This is a genomic window from Tepidibacillus decaturensis (assembly GCF_001561915.1).
Lineage (GTDB): Bacteria > Bacillota > Bacilli > Tepidibacillales > Tepidibacillaceae > Tepidibacillus_B > Tepidibacillus_B infernus.
The window spans coordinates 408,311-425,399 of sequence record NZ_LSKU01000001.1 but is presented as its reverse complement, the minus strand read 5'-3'; the positions used below and the strand labels follow the sequence as shown (position 1 = coordinate 425,399).

The window sequence follows — 17,089 nt, the reverse complement described above, 5'->3', positions numbered from 1 at the left end:
CCACCTAATCTATGAAATAGAAAACATAATTGGGCATTCTTAACCATCCATCTTCTGACTCAAGCTGAATCATAGAATCATTCAATTGTAATAATTTAAATCGTCTACCCGTTTCTGTTTTACCGATTTGTTCTTTATTTCCCATCGCTTTTGCAATCCAATTCAAAAGGGTTTTACGTACGTATGGATCTACTATCGTTAATTGACTAAGTACAATTCGATCTTGATTCATTATTTGTTCCATCATTTTCTGTTCTGCCTCTTTTTCTAGCAAATATTGTTGAAGTGTCTCTTTTTTCTCTCGTTCTTTGTTCACAATGATTCCAGGTCTGGTTTTTTCCTTGTATTGTTTAATCCTTGGTTTTAAAGTAAAGATCGTAGGGGGTTGGTCCCAAACCTCGGAATAGATATCTTCTGTCTCTATGCCATCTGTTTGAAAATGCCTCGTATGAAAAACACCAAAGACAACAGACGATAGTTTATGCGCTTCTTGTATATCCTGCATCTCAGCGAACCATTTCGCTAAATGAAGATAATCCTTTCGGCGACTACGGAAATTTTGACTTCTTTCTCCGATTCGCTGTGCAAATCGAGTCATCCGTCGAATAGTCTCGTTCGTCTCATTTTGCAAAAAGGAAAGTTCACTTTCACGACCATTTTCACCAAGAAACCACTTTTGTAAGCTTTGCCATTGATCAATCGATTGCTGAATTAGATCCTGTTCATTTGGTAGATTTATTAAACGAGGAATCGATAGTTGATAGGTTGCAATACGATTAGCCACATGCTCAATAAAATCAGTCTTAGTATCATGCAAAACGGATTCGATTTTAAAGGAAGACCGTTGTAACGCAGACATAAAATTCCGTAGATATTCGGTTAAAGCATCCTTAAAGGCGAGAAATGTTTCAGTCATCATGACCTCTTCAACCTTCTCACTTTTAAGATAGGCAATATAATCTGTAGCGTTTTCCGCCATTTTCCGAAATTGATCAAACATATCTTCCCACAAACGATATAATGCCTCATTATCTAGCTTGTCCACATCATATTCACGTTTGCCTTTATGAAAGGGATTTTCGTGATAAGCAGTGAGTTGATATAAGGATTCAAGCAATCGATCAAATAAGGTCTTTTCCAATGATCCACCGAAAGAATCCCCTAATTTCTCTAACCCTTGAACCATCCGTTCAATTTCAATGGTGTAGGGAGTCGCCTGATAGCGAAACTTCTTTTTCTTAAAATCCTCAATTGAATTAACTCTTCCTGTCTCTTGACGGGGAATGATATTTTTCCACTGAACTAATTGGTTCAAGTCATTTTGTAATTGTTCTTCTGTATATTCTTGAAAGTGAAAGTTTTGTTTCAAATATTCATAGATTTCCTCTGGGAATAGATAATGACGTAATCGTTCATGCTGTTGATAAAAATAACGTAGGATTGAACGGTATCGCCATGCATTATCTGTCGTTAAATAGGTAACCTCTGATATCGCTCTTAACATTTGATCATTCATAGATTTCCTCACATTTTTAAAAATTTTCTCAGTTACAGTATATCAAACAAACATAAAAAAACATCCCCATTATTCCAAGAGGGATGTTTTTACTAATTTCACTTTTTACCTATTATAAAAACCTTTTTGCGATTATTTTTTTGAAATTGCTCCATTCTTGCTTTTCTATGGTAAAGAGCTTTTTTTATAGGTATTGTTTTTACGGTTAGTGTTTTTTAAAATTTAAGCTAGTAATGATAGAGTATAAAACAAATTCTCTCTTTTTTTATATAAAACCTGGGCTTCTTCTACAGAAATACTTGAAAAACGAATGGTATGGCCTGGTAATGCTTGCGCTAATAAAGGTAAATCAACTGAAATAACGGTAGCAATTCTAGTATATCCACCTGTTGTTTGTCGGTCTGCCATTAAAACGATTGGATGACCGTTTGATGGAACCTGAATTCCGCCAAAGGGGATAGCATCTGAAATAATATCAGCAGTAGAAAGATGTGTAATTTGGGGACCATTTAAACGGTATCCCATTCGATCCGATTGAGATGAAATTTCAAAAGTTTGGGTTAAAAAGATCTGAATTCCTTCTTCAGTAAAATAATTAAGGTGTGGCCCTAAAATAACCCTAGCATGAATCTCACTTTTATATGTCGGAATTTCATCATAATGAAGTAACCGTCCAACATATCTTTTTTCTAGAATTCCTTTACCAAATAGAATATCATCTTTTTGTAAAGCACGACCTTTATATCCACCAATTCCGGCTTTTATATAAGTTGATTTGCTTCCCATTACGATAGGAATATCAAACCCGCCTGCAATACTCAAATAGGCTCTTGCACCTTCAACTGGGGCACCAAAAGAAAGAATTTGTCCTTTCTTTAATATAAAACTCTTCCACATGTCTATTTTTTTCCCATCAACTGTAGGAAAAAGATTACCACCACAGATAGCAAGCAACATATCATCTAACGCCTGCAAAGTGGGTCCAATTATTGAAATTTCTAAGACTGCTTCATTTCTTGGATTGCCAACCAGTAAATTGCCTATTTGCATTGAAAAAGCATCCATTACACCTGCAGCGACAATTCCATACTGTTGATAGCCTAACCGCCCTAAATCTTGAACAGTGGTGAGTAACCCAGGTTTGATTACCTTTAATAAAGGTTTAGACATTCGAGGACACTCCAAAATTTTTAATCATGATCTTTTCTTGTTTCAATTTTTCTCTTAGTGTCTTAACAAATGAAAGAGCTTGTGGTTCATCCCCATGTACACAAATGGTGTCTGCTTGAATATCAATATCTTCTCCATTTACTGCTCTTACTTTTCCCTCTTTAACCATTCGAATCACACGTTCAACAGCAAAATCAAGATCATGAATTATCGCATTTGGTTGTAAACGAGAAGTTAATGTGCCATCTGGCTGATAGGTACGATCGGCAAAAACTTCTTGGGCTACTTTCAGTCCATGTTCTACCCCTGCTTTATAAAGTTCACTACCAGCTAAAGCAAATAAAACCAACTCTTTATCTAAATCCTTCACTGCTTTAGCAATCGCCATAGCCATTTCTTTATTTTTTGATGCCATATTATATAATGCACCATGTGGTTTTACATGTTGAACACTTACTTTTTGTGAATTAGCTACACCCAATAATGCGCCTATCTGATAAATCATCATATTGTAAATTTCTTCAGGGGACATTCTTATTTCTCTTCGTCCAAAACCACTTAAATCAGGGAACCCTGGGTGTGCTCCTACCCCTACTCCTAATTCTTTCGCTTTTTTTACTGTTTTCATCATAACATTATGATCCCCAGCATGATATCCACACGCAATATTAGCAGAAGTAATATATTTTAGCACCTCGTCATCATTACCAATACGATAATTTCCATAACTTTCTCCTAAGTCACTATTTAAATCAATTGAATACATAATCCATCCCCTCTTCCTTTTTGTAAGTTTTTACTTGATAGTTCCCGTTTTCAACTGCTTTCTTTATTTCTAAATATTCATGATATGAAACGCTTACAAATCTTAAGTAATGTCCTACTGATAGGAGAATGGGACGTTCCTTTGTTTGATCATATAGCTTAAGTGGAGTGATTCCGATGATTTGCCAGCCTCCAGGTGTCTCTAACGGATAAATACCAGTCTGTTCACCAGCAATACCAACGGATCCCGCTGGAATACGGGTTCTTGGCTTCTCTTGACGCGGAGTAGCAATCTTATTTGACATACCACCCAAATATGGAAAACCAGGTACAAACCCGATCATATAAATTAAATAATCAGTACCCGTATGGATGGAAATCACTTCATCTTCAGTAAGATTATTATATTTTGCAACATAAGCTAAATCTGGTCCTGTTTCTCCGCCATAATAGGTCGGGATTTCATATATCTTTGCTGAAGGTAAATTAGTTTCTTTAATATGGTCTTTAATCTCTATTAACTTATTCAACATTTCTTTATATGCAATTAATGCAGGATTATAAAAAATAGTTAGGGAAGCATAAGTTGGAATCCATTCAATAACCCCATAGATTGGGTTTTGACTTAAACCATTTGTGAATAAACGAATCGCCTGATTAATTTCTTTAGAAATTTCATTTCCAAAAGATACTCGAATTGCTGTATCCCCTAGTGGCTGAAAATCTAGGTTCATATACTCCTTCCTCCAAAAAAAGTCTACATATTTTTATTTTACAAAATTAACATAAAGATCATAAAAAAGCAAAACATTGATAAGAAGACATTGAATAATTTGCTTCATATAATTTAATGAAAGTATTAAATAAATTACACAGGAGATAACATTTTTATTATTCCCTGTGTAAAAGAGTTACTATTTCCACAATTCAGCGATTCCTTGAAGAGATACCCACCCGATATAGGATGTAATCAATACGGCAATTGCTCCAAAAATGATCATCCAAGTTGGATGGCGATAGGTTTCTCCAACAATTTTTTATTTCTAGAAGCTACTAATATAGATCCTAATGTTAAAGGTAAAATTAATCCATTTAAAGAACCAACGATTACCAATATTGTTACTGGCTTACCAACTAACACAAAAACTAACGTTGAGAAAATGATAAATCCCATGATGATAAAATTAGTATATTTATCAAAAAGTGCGTGGAAAGAACGTAAAAATGATACGCTTGTGTAAGCTGCACCAATTACGGAAGTAATCGCTGCAGACCAAAGAACAATACCAAAAAACTTATAGCCATAGTCACCTAAAGCGATTTGAAAGACTGATGCAGGCGGGTTGGAAGGATCCAACTTATTCCCAGCATATACCACTCCTAAAACAGCTAAAAACAGCAAAATTCTCATTAATCCAGTTACTAAGATTCCATATATCGAAGCCCTGTTTATATATGGCAGATTTTTTTCCCCAGTAATCCCAGCATCTAGCAAACGGTGTCCTCCAGCAAAAGTAATATATCCCCCTACTGTACCACCAATTAAGGTGATCATTGGCAGAAATAATATACTATAATCATCAGGAAAAATACTCTTAACAAGTGCATCTCCTACAGGTGGGTTGGAGATGAACATCACATATCCTACCATTAAAATCATAATTCCGCCAAGAATTTGAGCAATAATATCCATTGCTTTGCCTGCTTCTTTTAAGCTAAAAACAATGATAGCAAAGATGGCTGAAATTATCGCTCCAGTAGTTGGACTAACACCAAAGATAACATTTAATCCTAAACCTGCCCCAGCAACGTTTCCTATATTAAATGCTAAACCGCCTATAACGATTAAGATGGCGATTAAACTTCCTAGTCCTGGCAAGACCATATTAGCAACATCTTGCCCACGCTTTCTAGATACTGCGATGATTCTCCAAATATTTACTTGAGCCCCGATATCAATGATAATCGAGGCTAAAATTGCAAAGGCAAAATTAGCCATAAATTTTTCAGTGAAAACAGCAGTCTGAGTTAAAAACCCGGGGCCGATTGCTGATGTAGCCATAATAAAAATGGCTCCTAATATTACACTAATATTTTTTTTGAACCCATAGATGTGTTTGGCAGTAATGGACCATTACTCATAAATATCCTCCTTTTCAAATCTTACTTTTTAAAAATATATATGTTCCTTGTAAAAGAATATTTTTAATTACTTAATGCTTGAAGAGGTGCTGGGATTCGTCCACCACGGTTAATAAGTTTTTCAGAAGAAAAATGATTGATTTTCATAATTGGGGCACGACCTAATAAACCTCCAAATTCCACAAGTTCACCTTCAGATTTTCCTGGAACAGGGATAACGCGTACAGCAGTTGTTTTTTTGTTAATTACCCCTATAGCAGCTTCATCAGCAATAATAGATGATAGTGTTGAAGCAGTGACATCGCCTGGTAAAGCGATCATATCTAATCCTACCGAACAAACACTTGTCATCGCTTCTAATTTTTCTAAACTTAATGCACCTTCTTCTACTGCTCGAATCATTCCGTTATCTTCACTTACAGGAATAAATGCACCACTTAGTCCCCCTACATAAGAACTAGCCATTGCACCACCTTTTTTTACCGCATCATTCATTAAAGCTAATGCAGCAATCGTACCATGGGTTCCAGTACGTTCAAGTCCGATTTCTTCCAAAATCTCAGCTACGCTATCATTAATAGCATTCGTTGGAGCTAAAGATAAATCCATAATTCCAAAAGGAACATTTAATTTTTTTGCTACGACCCTACCAATTAGTTCTCCTGCTCTTGTAATTTTGAATGCTGTTTTTTTAATCACTTCTGCTATCTCTCCAAGATCAGCATTTGGATAACGTTTTAAAGCATTTAAAACCACCCCAGGCCCACTAACGCCAACATTGAGTACCGCTTCGCCTTCTCCCGAACCATGAAAAGCTCCGGCCATAAAAGGGTTATCTTCAACTGGGTTACAGAAAACAACTAATTTCGCACAAGCAATCCCATCCTGGTCTGCAGTAAGTTCAGCAGCCTGCTTTATTACGTGTCCCATCAACTTCACAGCATCCATATTAATTCCGGTTTTTGTCGTTGCAACTGATACTGAGCCACAAACCCTTTGTGTAGTTGACAAAGCGACAGGTATAGATTCTATTAAGGTTTGGTCGCTTTTAGTCATACCTTTATGTACCAAGGCTGAAAAACCACCAATAAAATCAACCTCTAAATCGATTGCTACTTTATCAAGAGTCTTTGCTATTTCAACTGCCTGTTCTTTTGTACAACTTCCTAATATTTCTGCTATAGGGGTGACTGAAATTCGTTTATTTATAATAGGTATGCCAAATTCCTTTTCAACTTCTTGTGCCACTTTGGTTAAATCTGTTGCAAAGGTAGTTATTTTTTTATAAATTTTCTCTTTCATTTTTTCAAAATCCGTATCATAACAATCACGAAGGTTGATTCCTAGAGTTACAGTACGAATATCGAGGTTTTCCATTTGAACCATCCGGATGGTTTCCATCATTTCAGTTAATGCTAAAGTCACTCTTGTCCCTCCTATCTTATATGCGATGCATCGCTTTAAAGATTTCGTCTAACTGTACATTAATTTTTAGGCCAAGGGCTTCTCCAAGTTTATTTAGATCTTCCCTCACTTGATCCACTTTTCCCTCTACATTAGACAAATCGACAATCATCATCATTGTAAAAAAATCTTGGAGAATCGTTTGACTAATATCCAAAATATTAATTCGATATTCTGCTAAAATACTTGTTACTTGAGCAATAATACCTATTTGATCTTTTCCAATGACACTTACTACGGCTTTTTTCTCATTCATTTATTTCACCTCAATCTAAAATTTTAATGATACCCTTTCCTAATAAACTAAAAAAAGAATATTGATATTATTATGCTTTAATGTAGTAGAGTAAGTCAATTTTTTATTTAAAACAATTTCATAATTGCTTATTTAAAAGAAAGACAGACCTACAGGATTTAGATACCTTTTAAGATACGCATAAAAGAGTGACTTATTCCGTAAAAAAACCCTTCCACTACAGAAGAGTTTTTCAACGGAACTTAAATACTAGTTACATAATTGCTGTTTCTCCCCTTATACTCTTTAATTTCCTTTAGATATTGAACAATCGCATCATGGGATTTAATCCCTAAGAACTTTCTTCGACTTCCAAGTTCCCTAAAGTCCTGCTGGCCTGCTCCAATAATTTTATAGGACTTATCAAGTTTAAGGGGTTCTCCATTTACTTCCACATATTCGATCCGATTACCTTCCCCGTTATATGGTTTGAATGCTATATAGAGTCCTGTTGATCGCAAAATATAACCGCCCATCTGTTGAAATGGATCACTAGCATAGACGGAAGTTAGATTTTTTTCTAAGATTTGCATGAGTTCTCTTCCCTCAACTTCTACTGTAAATAGTTCGGGATTCGAAGGAATAATTTGCCAGATGTCTTTCATAGTAATCGATCCTGGAAGAACTGGAACACCATAACGCCATCCATGAGAAAAAGAAATATCTGCATTAATGTGATGCATATAGGCATCTGTAATGAAGTGGTCCATCGGAGTCTCTAATAAGAACATTCGATGAAGTGGTATGGTTGTCTTGCCAACGACATTCTCTTGCAGGTTTTGATAAGGAATGATAGCTTGATCAACCAGCTCTTTTATAAGAGGATCTTCCTCAAATTGATCTGTAAGCAAGGGAATAAGTTGATGAGTATAGTCGATGATTTTCCCATTTGAAATTTTCAAATCCAATTGCCCTAGGAAAGATGCATGAGAACCAGATTGGATAATTAATGTATTGTTAATTTTCATTGGCCGTTTAATCCGGTCATGGCTATGACCACTTAAGATCACATCAATACCAGTTACTAGTGTCGCTAATTTTTGAGATAATGGTAGGCCAATATGCTCGATTAAAATAACCAAGTCTACTTTCTCTTTTGTACGTAGATGCTCGATATATTTAGGCAACACCTCTAATCCTAAAGTGAATGAGAGACCTTCCGAAAAAGACGGGGGCATCGTCTGATCTTCATATGGAAAGGTGAGACCAATCATTCCTACCTTTAATCCTTGCATCTCTTTCACAATATATGGTAGAAAAAGAGGGATTCCATGTACCGAATCAAATACATTACAAGCGATCGTGGAAAATGGGAGACGGTTCGCTAAATTTTGCAATTGTTTAGGACCATAGGCATAATCCCAGTTCCCGGGAACCCATGCATCAAGACCAAGATTGGATACTACAGGAATCAAAGTCTCACCTTTCGATAACAATGCTGGGCCTGTTCCATGAAACAGATCTCCATTATCGATAAAGAGAAGATTGGGGTTTTTTTCTCTTTGTTGTTTCACATATTGGGCAATCCGTGCAAAACCACCTGTCATATCATAACGGATTTCACGGCCATAAAAACCTTCCCAATGTGGTTCAATATGACTATGGCTATCATTTTGTTGGATAATGGTTAATTGTACTATCATTCACTCCACTCCTTTCCTCTTTAGGATAACCAAGAGGACTGGCACTATATACTTCTTAACCTTTTTCCATTCTTCTTATCCATGCTTCCATGGCAATAATCTTCGATGTCAGCTCATTGACCGTATAAATAAGAGGAACAATGATTGCCTATGAACCATAGGAACCCAGTCAAACTCTACTCCATAAAAATGGTAACGAAAGGTTAACTCATGAAGACCGAGATCATTTACGTATGGATCTTGTCCAATGTATGGATCAAATTGATGGAAGAACTGTAATGTCCTTTGAATCGTTTTATTGCGATTTTCTTCATCAGAGATAAATTCCTCTCCTACAATTTCTAGAACTAGCGCCTCAAGTCCTTCATTTTCTCCTACTTTCCCAAAACGCTGAAAGGTAGGAAGCGTATTTTGTAAGTTCTTTTCTAATGAGAGTGATTCATCCCATTCATAGGAACCCCAAACTTTCTTCAACGATTCATAAGGTGTTCCTTTCGTCAGTTCACGAAAATGATCGAGGGAAGGTTCAGTCGTTGGATCGTGAGTGATGTCAAACCGATTCTTATCTCGCACAACATCACGGTCTAATATTTGATTTACATAGGTGAAAAGCGGGATATTATTGAGATTTGCCAGCGCAATCAGATCAATGTTGAATTTAGCAATCTCTTCACCCAATCTTCGTTTCTTCTCTGTCGGTTTCTTTTTCTTATCTCCCTCATAATGATTGAGAATTCTAGCGATCTGTCCAGCTCTCGTAAGAAGACTCATTACCCCATCCACTTTACTGGACACAGGTTGAGCCTGCTTATAAAGCTCTTCAATTTCTATTGGGTAAGCCATTAAAGAAAATTCCTCATTCAAATCCATACAATATTGGTTTCCAACTGATGCTGTGATCACAAAAAGATCTGCCAGTTCCCCTCCCAGGTCTTCTCTATCCATCTCTTCCTGCATGAATAGTTCTGCTAGTTCTCCTAACTCTTCGATCACTCTTGCCAACCCTGAAAGTGGTCGCCAATATCCACCTAATACACGTACAGTTTGATCTACCTTTTGTTGATAATCTCGGATCGTTTTTGTCATTTCCTTTCCCCTTTTTAATTAATGATTTCTACTAATTCCTTGTAAATTTCTACAATCTCATCATTATTTTTCTTCCACATGATTAATAACCCTTCTATTTAAAAAATATTTCCTTATATTATGCTTACCTTCAACCATTCATTTATAATAAGAAAAGATATTTCTTTTAAAAAGACAGGTGATGTGAATGATCTTCATCATAAGTGCATTATACCCTGAAGCAAAACCGTTGATTGAGTATTTTCAACTAAAAAAAGTTTTGAAAGTCTCTAGGATTCAACTCTATGAAAATAACGGGATTGTTCTCGCAGTAAGTGGTGTGGGTATCACTTCTTCTGCGATTGCTACAACTTATCTATTAACAAAATATGAAGTAAAGGCCACAGATACCATTCTGAATATTGGGGTTGCGGGAGCTAAGAGCCAAAAGTTACAAGGCGATCTCATCTACTGTCACAAAATCATTCATCATGATACAAAGCATAACTACTATCCAGACATCTTGGTAGAACATTCTTTTTCTGAAGGGGTGTTAGAGACGTTCTCTACAATCGTTGATCTATCAATGAGCAAGGAAGTGATAGGGGATCTCGTCGATATGGAAGGGGCTGGATTTTTTGAAGCTGCTTCTACTTTCTTGCCACCCCACCAAATTCATGTGCTAAAAATTGTTTCTGACCAATTGAAGCCTACTGTCGTTACATCTTATGATATTTCGCAATTGATAAAGAATCAACTTGAGTCGATTGCTGCATTTATTAAGAATTTGCAAGAGGTTTCTTTTACCGATCCTGAGGTACTAACAGAAGAGGATCTGCAACTTTTACAGCAACTTCGAGATCACCTTCGTCTAACCATTACCATGTATCATCAATTGATTCATCTTACAAAACAATATAAAATTCGTACCAAAGAACCTTTAGATCTTTTACAATCATATCTTCATGTTGAGGTAAAAACAAAGTCTGAAGGGAAGACCTATTTTGAACAAATCCGCAAACAACTTTTATACACCTAGGTTCTCTCATATCTATGTTGAGGAAAATATGAAAGATCATCCGATGGCGCAAAAAATTCTTCAGCGTTTTCCCAATGCTAGAGTAATTGAAATCGATCAGTATCAAGAAGTTTTCCATCGTCCAAAACAAAACTTTTTCGTTCAAAAAAATTCACAAAAGCTTATTTTAGCGGAAAAAAAGATCATTATTTTTATCCTGGTGCAGAAGTTTGTCATGATTTCGGGAACCCACATTTTTACTACTCGACGAATATCTTAAATTGTATTTATCATTGTGATTATTGCTATCTACAAGGCATGTTTTCTTCTGCTCATGTCGTGATGTTTGTGAATATAGAAGATTATTTTGCCGAATTAGATCAGATGTTAGAAAAACATTCTGTCTATCTTCCTATCTCTTATGATACCGATCTACTAGCATTTGAAAATATCGCTCCCTTTACAGCGGAATGGATTCACTATGCCAAAAATCATGCGAATGTAACGATTGAGATTCGAACGAAAAGTGTCAATTATCGAGCAATTCGTCATTTTGAACCCTTGAACAATGTGATCTTGGGATGGACGGTATCCCCTGATTTTATCGTGAAACATTATGAACGAGGCACCTCTTCTTTAGAAGCAAGGCTTGCGAATATCAGACAAGCGATCAATGACGGATGGAAGGTTCGATTAAGTTTTGATCCTCTTTTACACATTGATGATTGGCGCGAACACTATCAGGAATGTGTGGACCAAACGTTTATGACCATACCTGTTGAGAAGATTCTGGATATCAGTGTAGGAGTTTTTCGGATGCCCAAAGATTATCTGAAAAATATTCGTAAATATCGAAATAATTCTGATCTGATTTACTACCCTTATGAACATATGGAAGGTGTTTATACCTATCCAAAAGAAATTCGTAATCAACTGATTCAAGAAGTAACTCAGATGATCGAAAAGTATGTACCAAAAGAGAAAATTTATACATCATAATATCAAAAAAGGAGTCTACAATGAAATCGGCAATTGTAACAGGAGCATCCACTGGGATTGGCTTAGCCATTACGAAAAAATTGAATCAAATGAATGTTCTAGTGTATGGGTTAGCAAGAGATTTTTCAAAAACGGACTATCAACACGAACACTTTCAAAAAATTGTTTGCGATATTACCAACACAAAACAACTCGTTGAAGTGACAAAACAAATCAAAGACGAAGAGAATGAAGTCTATATCCTTGTGAATAATGCAGGTATAGGCTATTTTGGCCCACACGAGACCTTGAGTCCGAAACAGATTGAAACGATGATTGCAACAAATCTTAAAGCACCATTGATTCTCAGTAATTTGCTTTTGCGAGAACTTCGCCAGACAAAAGGATATATGATTAACATTTCTTCGATCACAGCAAAAAAGTCCAGTACCTTTGGTTGTGCATATGCAGCAACAAAGGCAGGACTTACGCATTTTGGGATCAGCCTATTTGATGAAATTCGGAAATCAGGAGTAAAAGTTGTCACTATTCATCCAGACATGACGCAAACGTCCTTCTATGATCATTTGGATTTTCAAGAAGGTGACGTACCTGAGAGCTATCTAACACCTGAATGTGTAGCAAATGCGGTTGAAACGATCCTTTCTCAACGAGAAGGTACGGTGCTGACAGAGCTTACCATTCAACCACAGCGACATATGATTAATAGGAAAAAACAAATGAAAAAATAAGGATCAAACCGCCTACGTGATGTTGTAGACGGTTTTTTGTTTACCTATCACAAATTTATAATCTTATTATTTTTGGAAAAAAGCTGAAGAGTGACGCAAATCCTTTCCCTTTAGGAAGAAACATTCGTTTAAATAGACGCAATGGTGTTTTTAATCCCCAATATAGCACTGCAATTTTAGAGATATTTGTTATAAAAGGTAAAAATTTAAGAAATTTAAACAAGTTTAGCTCTCCTTTCAAAAAAAGTGGAATGAAGCTCATAAACTATCCTATTGAAAGGAAGGCATTTCTGCAACGGCGGATATCCACCCATTTTCCTCAATCACAAATCCGGATTTTTCAATATTTTCTAGAGTTCTTCGATTGATATTAGCCCCTGAGATGCGAACGGTGATTGGATTGTAAATCGAGTGTAATCGGAAAATGTGAAAATTTGATGTAAATGAAATCAATTCAAATTAACCTTTCTTTTATCATTTGAATAACATAAGATAGGCAATTACATAAGTTTGTATATTCCAACGCGCTCCGTTGTCCGTGTATTTCTATGAATATAAAACTTAAACGATAAGCGGAAGAAAGTTAAACTTTCTTTACTATTAACAGAGGATGAAAATAAATGATAAATAGGGTTAATGATGAAATCAACCGTTTGATGGCCTTTTAGAGGAAAAACAAGCGAGTGATGGAGCTTGGTATTTTTGCTTTGAAAATGGAATCATTGCTGATGCCTATCTGATTATTCTTCTAAGATCATTGGAGATAGATGATGAAGCTTTAATCCAAACATTAGTTCGTCGAATAAAAGAAAAACAAACATCGAGTGGCACATGGAAGATTTATCATGATCAAGAAGAGGGAGATTTATCAGCTACAGTGGAAGCTTACTATTCTTTGCTTTATTCAGGATATGTGAATCCAGAGGAACCGAAAATGATCGCAGCAAAACAATTTATCATCGAAAAAGGTGGTTTGTCTCAAGTAAGCCTATTCACAAAAGTGATGCTAGCCTTTACCGGTCAGTATCATTGGCCAGGAAATTTAAGTTTACCGATTGAATTGATTCTACTTCCTCCACCTATCCCCTTTAATATCTTTGATTTTGTCGGGTATGCGAGGGTTCACTTTGTCCCCATCATGATTGGAGCAAATAAAAAATTTTTCTTAAAGACATTAAGATCGCCTAACTTATCTGAGTTATATCTTGCAGAAAAGTCGAATGAGTCAACTTTCAAACTAATGGCTTGGCAAGAGAAAATGATTGAGAATGCCTTAAACCAACTTTCTGACCTGAAAAATCCACGTGAACTTGCCTTTCAAAAAGCAGAAGAGTTCTTATTGAATCGAATAGAAAATGACGGTACACTTTATAGTTATTTCACTGCGACGTTTGTCATGATCTTCGCCTTATTAGCACTAGGCTATTCAAAAGATTCAAAAACGATCACAAAAGCAGTGAATGGTTTAAAATCTTATGCATGTAAAACGGATAGATATACAACGATTCAAAACTCCCCTCCAACCATTTGGGATACTGCTCTCATCAGCTATGCGCTTCAAGAAGCAGGTGTTCCTCCTTCTGATCCGATGATTGTAAAAGCTAACCAATACCTATTAGCGAAACAGCATACAAAATATGGGGATTGGCGACTTCACAATCCAAGAGCCATTCCCGGAGGGTGGGGCTTTTCCCCAAGTAACACCATTAACCCAGATATAGATGATACCACTGTTGCATTACGAGCAATTCAAACAAATGCATTCTATGATCCTTCCTATCTTTATGCTTGGCAAAAAGGGACAATCTGGACGCTTTCCATGCAAAATCAAGACGGGGGTTGGCCCGCCTTTGAGAAAAACACTAATAAAAAATACACCTCTTTACTACCAATTAAAGGGGTTGAGTCGGTGACGATTGATCCAAGTCATGCCGATTTAACGGGAAGAACGTTAGAATTCCTCGGAAATTACGCAGGCTTAAATGCTTATCATCCTTCGGTCCAAAAAGGGATTCGCTGGTTATTCTTCAATCAAGAGAGAAATGGGTCTTGGTATGGGCGTTGGGGGATTAATTATATTTATGGTACTTGGGCAGCGATTACCGGGTTAAAAGCAGTAGGTATTCCCTCTAACCATCCTAGGATTCAAAAAGCAATTCAATGGTTATTAAGCATCCAAAAAGAAGATGGTGGTTGGGGGGAGTCTTGTATTAGTGATGCCAAGAAACAATACGTACCTCTTCAGGCAAGCACCCCATCGCAAACAGCATGGGCTGTCGATGCCTTAATCGCTGTTTATAATCGTCCGACTCCAACCATTCAACGCGGGATTCAATGTTTAATTGATTTAGGAAAAGAAAAGGATTGGCGGACGACCTATCCTACTGGAGCAGGTTTCCCAGGAAATTTTTATATTCTTTACCATAGTTATCGCTACATTTGGCCACTGCTTGCATTAAGCCATTATCGATCAAAATTTTTGTGATAAGAACCATTGAGGTAGCTTAAAATATAAGCTACCTCTAATCTAAACTATCCTATTTTTACTCCTTTTTCTCAAGAAAATTCTCAATCTTATACTTCGTTTTCTGGTCTTCTAACCATGTTGGATAAAGGTCTTGCATTTTTTGGTCAGATAGTATATCTTTAATCTCATTTTTACTCTCTTCATAGTTTGCTGGTTTGGCTTCTTTTTTGTCCTCAACTTCAATGATGTGATAGCCATAATCTGTTTTGACAGGATCACTGATCTTACCTACTTCAAGAGAGAATGCAACTTGGTCAAATTCCGCAACCATTTCTCCTTTTCCAAAATAACCTAACTCTCCTCCTTGGTCCTTCGTCCCTGTATCAGTCGAGTATTTTTTTGCTAATTCGGCAAAATCTCCACCATTTTCTAGTTGCCCTTTTACTTCTTTTGCTTTCTCTTCACTGTCGACTAAAATATGACGTGCTTTAACTTGCTCTTGCTCAGCAAATGATTCTTTGTTTTCATCAAAATATTTTTTCATTTCTTCTTCGGATATAGAAATCTGCGGTTCAAGCAGCTTTTTTAATTGCACGTTTATTTTTACATTTTCTTTTATTTCATCTAATGTAATACCACTCATTTGTAATGCTTGATTAAATGATTCTTCTCCACCATAAGATTCCATCATTTTTTGCAGTTCTTTTTCAATATCTGAATCAGAAATTGTAATCTTTTGATTTTTGGATTCTAGTTCAATGATTTTTTGTGTCGTTAAATAATCGAATGTTTCTTGCCCATATTGTTTAACCATTTGGTCATATAACTCTTCTTTGGTAATCGGTTCTCCATTTACACTGCCAACAGCCTCTTGAACAGAACATCCTGCAGCAAATAATGTAATCGCACCTAATAGAATAAATAGTGTAAAGAGATAGATTTTCTTCCGTTGCCTTTTTTTATCCATTTTGATCTCCTCTCGGTGTTTATTTTATTGAAATTATCTCGAATAGTGATTAGTGTACCAGATTAAAATGAAAATTTGATGAAACCAAACAAAAAACGCCGAGAGTCTCGGCGTTCTAATCTATTTTTTATTAACTTGATTATTTTGCTTGGTTAATCGCAAGGGTAAGTTTTTCTTCAATCTCTTTGCCTTTTTTAATTAGTTCTTCATTCTCCATGATTCCAATCAAAACGCTTGGACGAATGAAGCCGATTTGTGTTTCTTTTTCATCTCTAGAAATCACAATTTTGCATGGAAGAAAGTAACTAGAAAGTGGGGCAATTGCTAACACCTCAGAAGCTTCTTTTGGATTACATACTTCTAAGACTGTATGTTCTTTTTCTGAAGAAAATCCTTTTTCCTCTAATTTCTCATGAAGATCAAACTTCCATAGGATGCCAAATTGGATCTCTTTTAAAGCAGCTTCTATATCTATTAAAAGTTGATCCATATCTTTTCGTGTCGTTACTGTATAATGTACCATACTTATCTCTCCTCTTTGCAAAAATATTTTTTACATTTTTATTAATACTAATACCACTATGGGTATATTATAAAGTATAAATATGAAGTTTTTATGAAGTAGATCCAGAGTCCTCCCTTTGGCTTTATAGAAGTAAAATCATTCTGAATTGTTTTCATTTTAAGTGGTGTTACCTGACCATTTAAAACATTTAACTGCGCTTGCAAATCCCTCACTCCTACTATCCATTTCTCATCTTTTACTAAAAGGATAGTCTGTAGATATGAAGAAAAAATGAAATTCGTATTCCATTGAAATAGATCTCTTTTTGTGGTATTTTTTAAC

General features: G+C 35.9%; 16 protein-coding genes and 1 pseudogene. 5 read left to right on the top strand and 12 right to left on the bottom strand.

Annotated elements, in window-relative coordinates; translation table 11 throughout:
- Positions 1-4: 4 nt before the first annotated feature.
- The 9 genes and pseudogenes from U473_RS02055 to U473_RS02015 all read right to left on the bottom strand — a co-directional run bounded on the left by U473_RS02055 (position 5) and on the right by U473_RS02015 (position 10,081).
- Complete coding sequence (locus U473_RS02055) at positions 5-1,516, bottom strand: TIGR02677 family protein (protein WP_068722876.1); 1,512 nt, start codon at positions 1,514-1,516, stop codon at positions 5-7.
- A 222-nt stretch (positions 1,517-1,738) separates the two neighbouring features.
- Positions 1,739-2,686, bottom strand: coding sequence for a 5-oxoprolinase subunit C family protein (locus tag U473_RS02050; RefSeq protein ID WP_068722874.1), 948 nt, complete (start codon positions 2,684-2,686; stop codon positions 1,739-1,741).
- Positions 2,679-3,452 carry a LamB/YcsF family protein gene (locus U473_RS02045; protein ID WP_068722872.1) on the bottom strand — a complete coding sequence of 258 codons (774 nt, stop codon included), beginning with the start codon at positions 3,450-3,452 and terminating at the stop codon, positions 2,679-2,681. The genes U473_RS02050 and U473_RS02045 overlap by 8 nt, the downstream gene beginning before the upstream one ends.
- A complete protein-coding gene (pxpB, locus tag U473_RS02040; RefSeq protein WP_068722869.1) occupies positions 3,439-4,185 on the bottom strand; it encodes a 5-oxoprolinase subunit PxpB in 747 nt (248 codons plus the stop codon). Before pxpB ends, U473_RS02045 begins: the two co-directional genes overlap by 14 nt.
- 180 nt (positions 4,186-4,365) lie before the next feature.
- Positions 4,366-5,513, bottom strand: a pseudogene (locus tag U473_RS02035) (NRAMP family divalent metal transporter).
- Positions 5,514-5,656: 143 nt separating this feature from the next.
- Positions 5,657-7,018 (bottom strand): PFL family protein, encoded by a 1,362-nt coding sequence (locus U473_RS02030; RefSeq protein WP_068722867.1) that lies wholly within the window; start codon positions 7,016-7,018, stop codon positions 5,657-5,659.
- A gap of 16 nt (positions 7,019-7,034) precedes the next feature.
- Positions 7,035-7,313, bottom strand: coding sequence for an ACT domain-containing protein (locus tag U473_RS02025; RefSeq protein WP_068722865.1), 279 nt, complete (start codon positions 7,311-7,313; stop codon positions 7,035-7,037).
- A 242-nt stretch (positions 7,314-7,555) separates the two neighbouring features.
- Positions 7,556-8,995: a bifunctional metallophosphatase/5'-nucleotidase gene (locus U473_RS02020; RefSeq protein WP_068722863.1), complete on the bottom strand. Its 1,440-nt coding sequence runs from the start codon at positions 8,993-8,995 to the stop codon at positions 7,556-7,558.
- Positions 8,996-9,103: 108 nt separating this feature from the next.
- The gene (locus tag U473_RS02015) at positions 9,104-10,081 is read right to left on the bottom strand and encodes a nucleoside triphosphate pyrophosphohydrolase family protein (protein ID WP_068722861.1); all 978 of its coding nucleotides are present in this window, start codon (positions 10,079-10,081) and stop codon (positions 9,104-9,106) included.
- A gap of 187 nt (positions 10,082-10,268) precedes the next feature.
- Between U473_RS02015 and U473_RS02010 the strand changes: the two genes are divergently transcribed.
- From U473_RS02010 to shc, 5 genes are all read left to right on the top strand, one after another.
- Positions 10,269-11,099 (top strand): 5'-methylthioadenosine/S-adenosylhomocysteine nucleosidase family protein, encoded by an 831-nt coding sequence (locus U473_RS02010; RefSeq protein ID WP_068722859.1) that lies wholly within the window; start codon positions 10,269-10,271, stop codon positions 11,097-11,099.
- Positions 11,065-11,358: a hypothetical protein gene (locus U473_RS14870; protein ID WP_201024124.1), complete on the top strand. Its 294-nt coding sequence runs from the start codon at positions 11,065-11,067 to the stop codon at positions 11,356-11,358. The genes U473_RS02010 and U473_RS14870 overlap by 35 nt, the downstream gene beginning before the upstream one ends.
- Positions 11,352-12,077 carry an SPL family radical SAM protein gene (locus U473_RS14865; RefSeq protein ID WP_323754974.1) on the top strand — a complete coding sequence of 242 codons (726 nt, stop codon included), beginning with the start codon at positions 11,352-11,354 and terminating at the stop codon, positions 12,075-12,077. The genes U473_RS14870 and U473_RS14865 overlap by 7 nt, the downstream gene beginning before the upstream one ends.
- A gap of 20 nt (positions 12,078-12,097) precedes the next feature.
- A complete protein-coding gene (locus U473_RS02000) occupies positions 12,098-12,808 on the top strand; it encodes an SDR family oxidoreductase (protein WP_068722857.1) in 711 nt (236 codons plus the stop codon).
- 718 nt (positions 12,809-13,526) lie between these two features.
- On the top strand, positions 13,527-15,293 hold the full coding sequence (gene shc / locus U473_RS01995) for a squalene--hopene cyclase (protein WP_321164178.1): 1,767 nt from the start codon (positions 13,527-13,529) through the stop codon (positions 15,291-15,293).
- Between the two features lie 58 nt (positions 15,294-15,351).
- On the opposite strand, the gene U473_RS01990 is transcribed toward shc, so the two are convergent.
- The 3 genes from U473_RS01990 to U473_RS15090 form a co-directional block, all read right to left on the bottom strand.
- Positions 15,352-16,242 (bottom strand): peptidylprolyl isomerase, encoded by an 891-nt coding sequence (locus U473_RS01990; protein ID WP_068722855.1) that lies wholly within the window; start codon positions 16,240-16,242, stop codon positions 15,352-15,354.
- 139 nt (positions 16,243-16,381) lie between these two features.
- Positions 16,382-16,765: a DUF302 domain-containing protein gene (locus U473_RS01985; protein WP_068722853.1), complete on the bottom strand. Its 384-nt coding sequence runs from the start codon at positions 16,763-16,765 to the stop codon at positions 16,382-16,384.
- A gap of 56 nt (positions 16,766-16,821) precedes the next feature.
- Positions 16,822-17,089, bottom strand: a 268-nt coding sequence (locus U473_RS15090; protein WP_235589051.1) for a hypothetical protein, incomplete at its 5' end; no start/stop codon positions are given.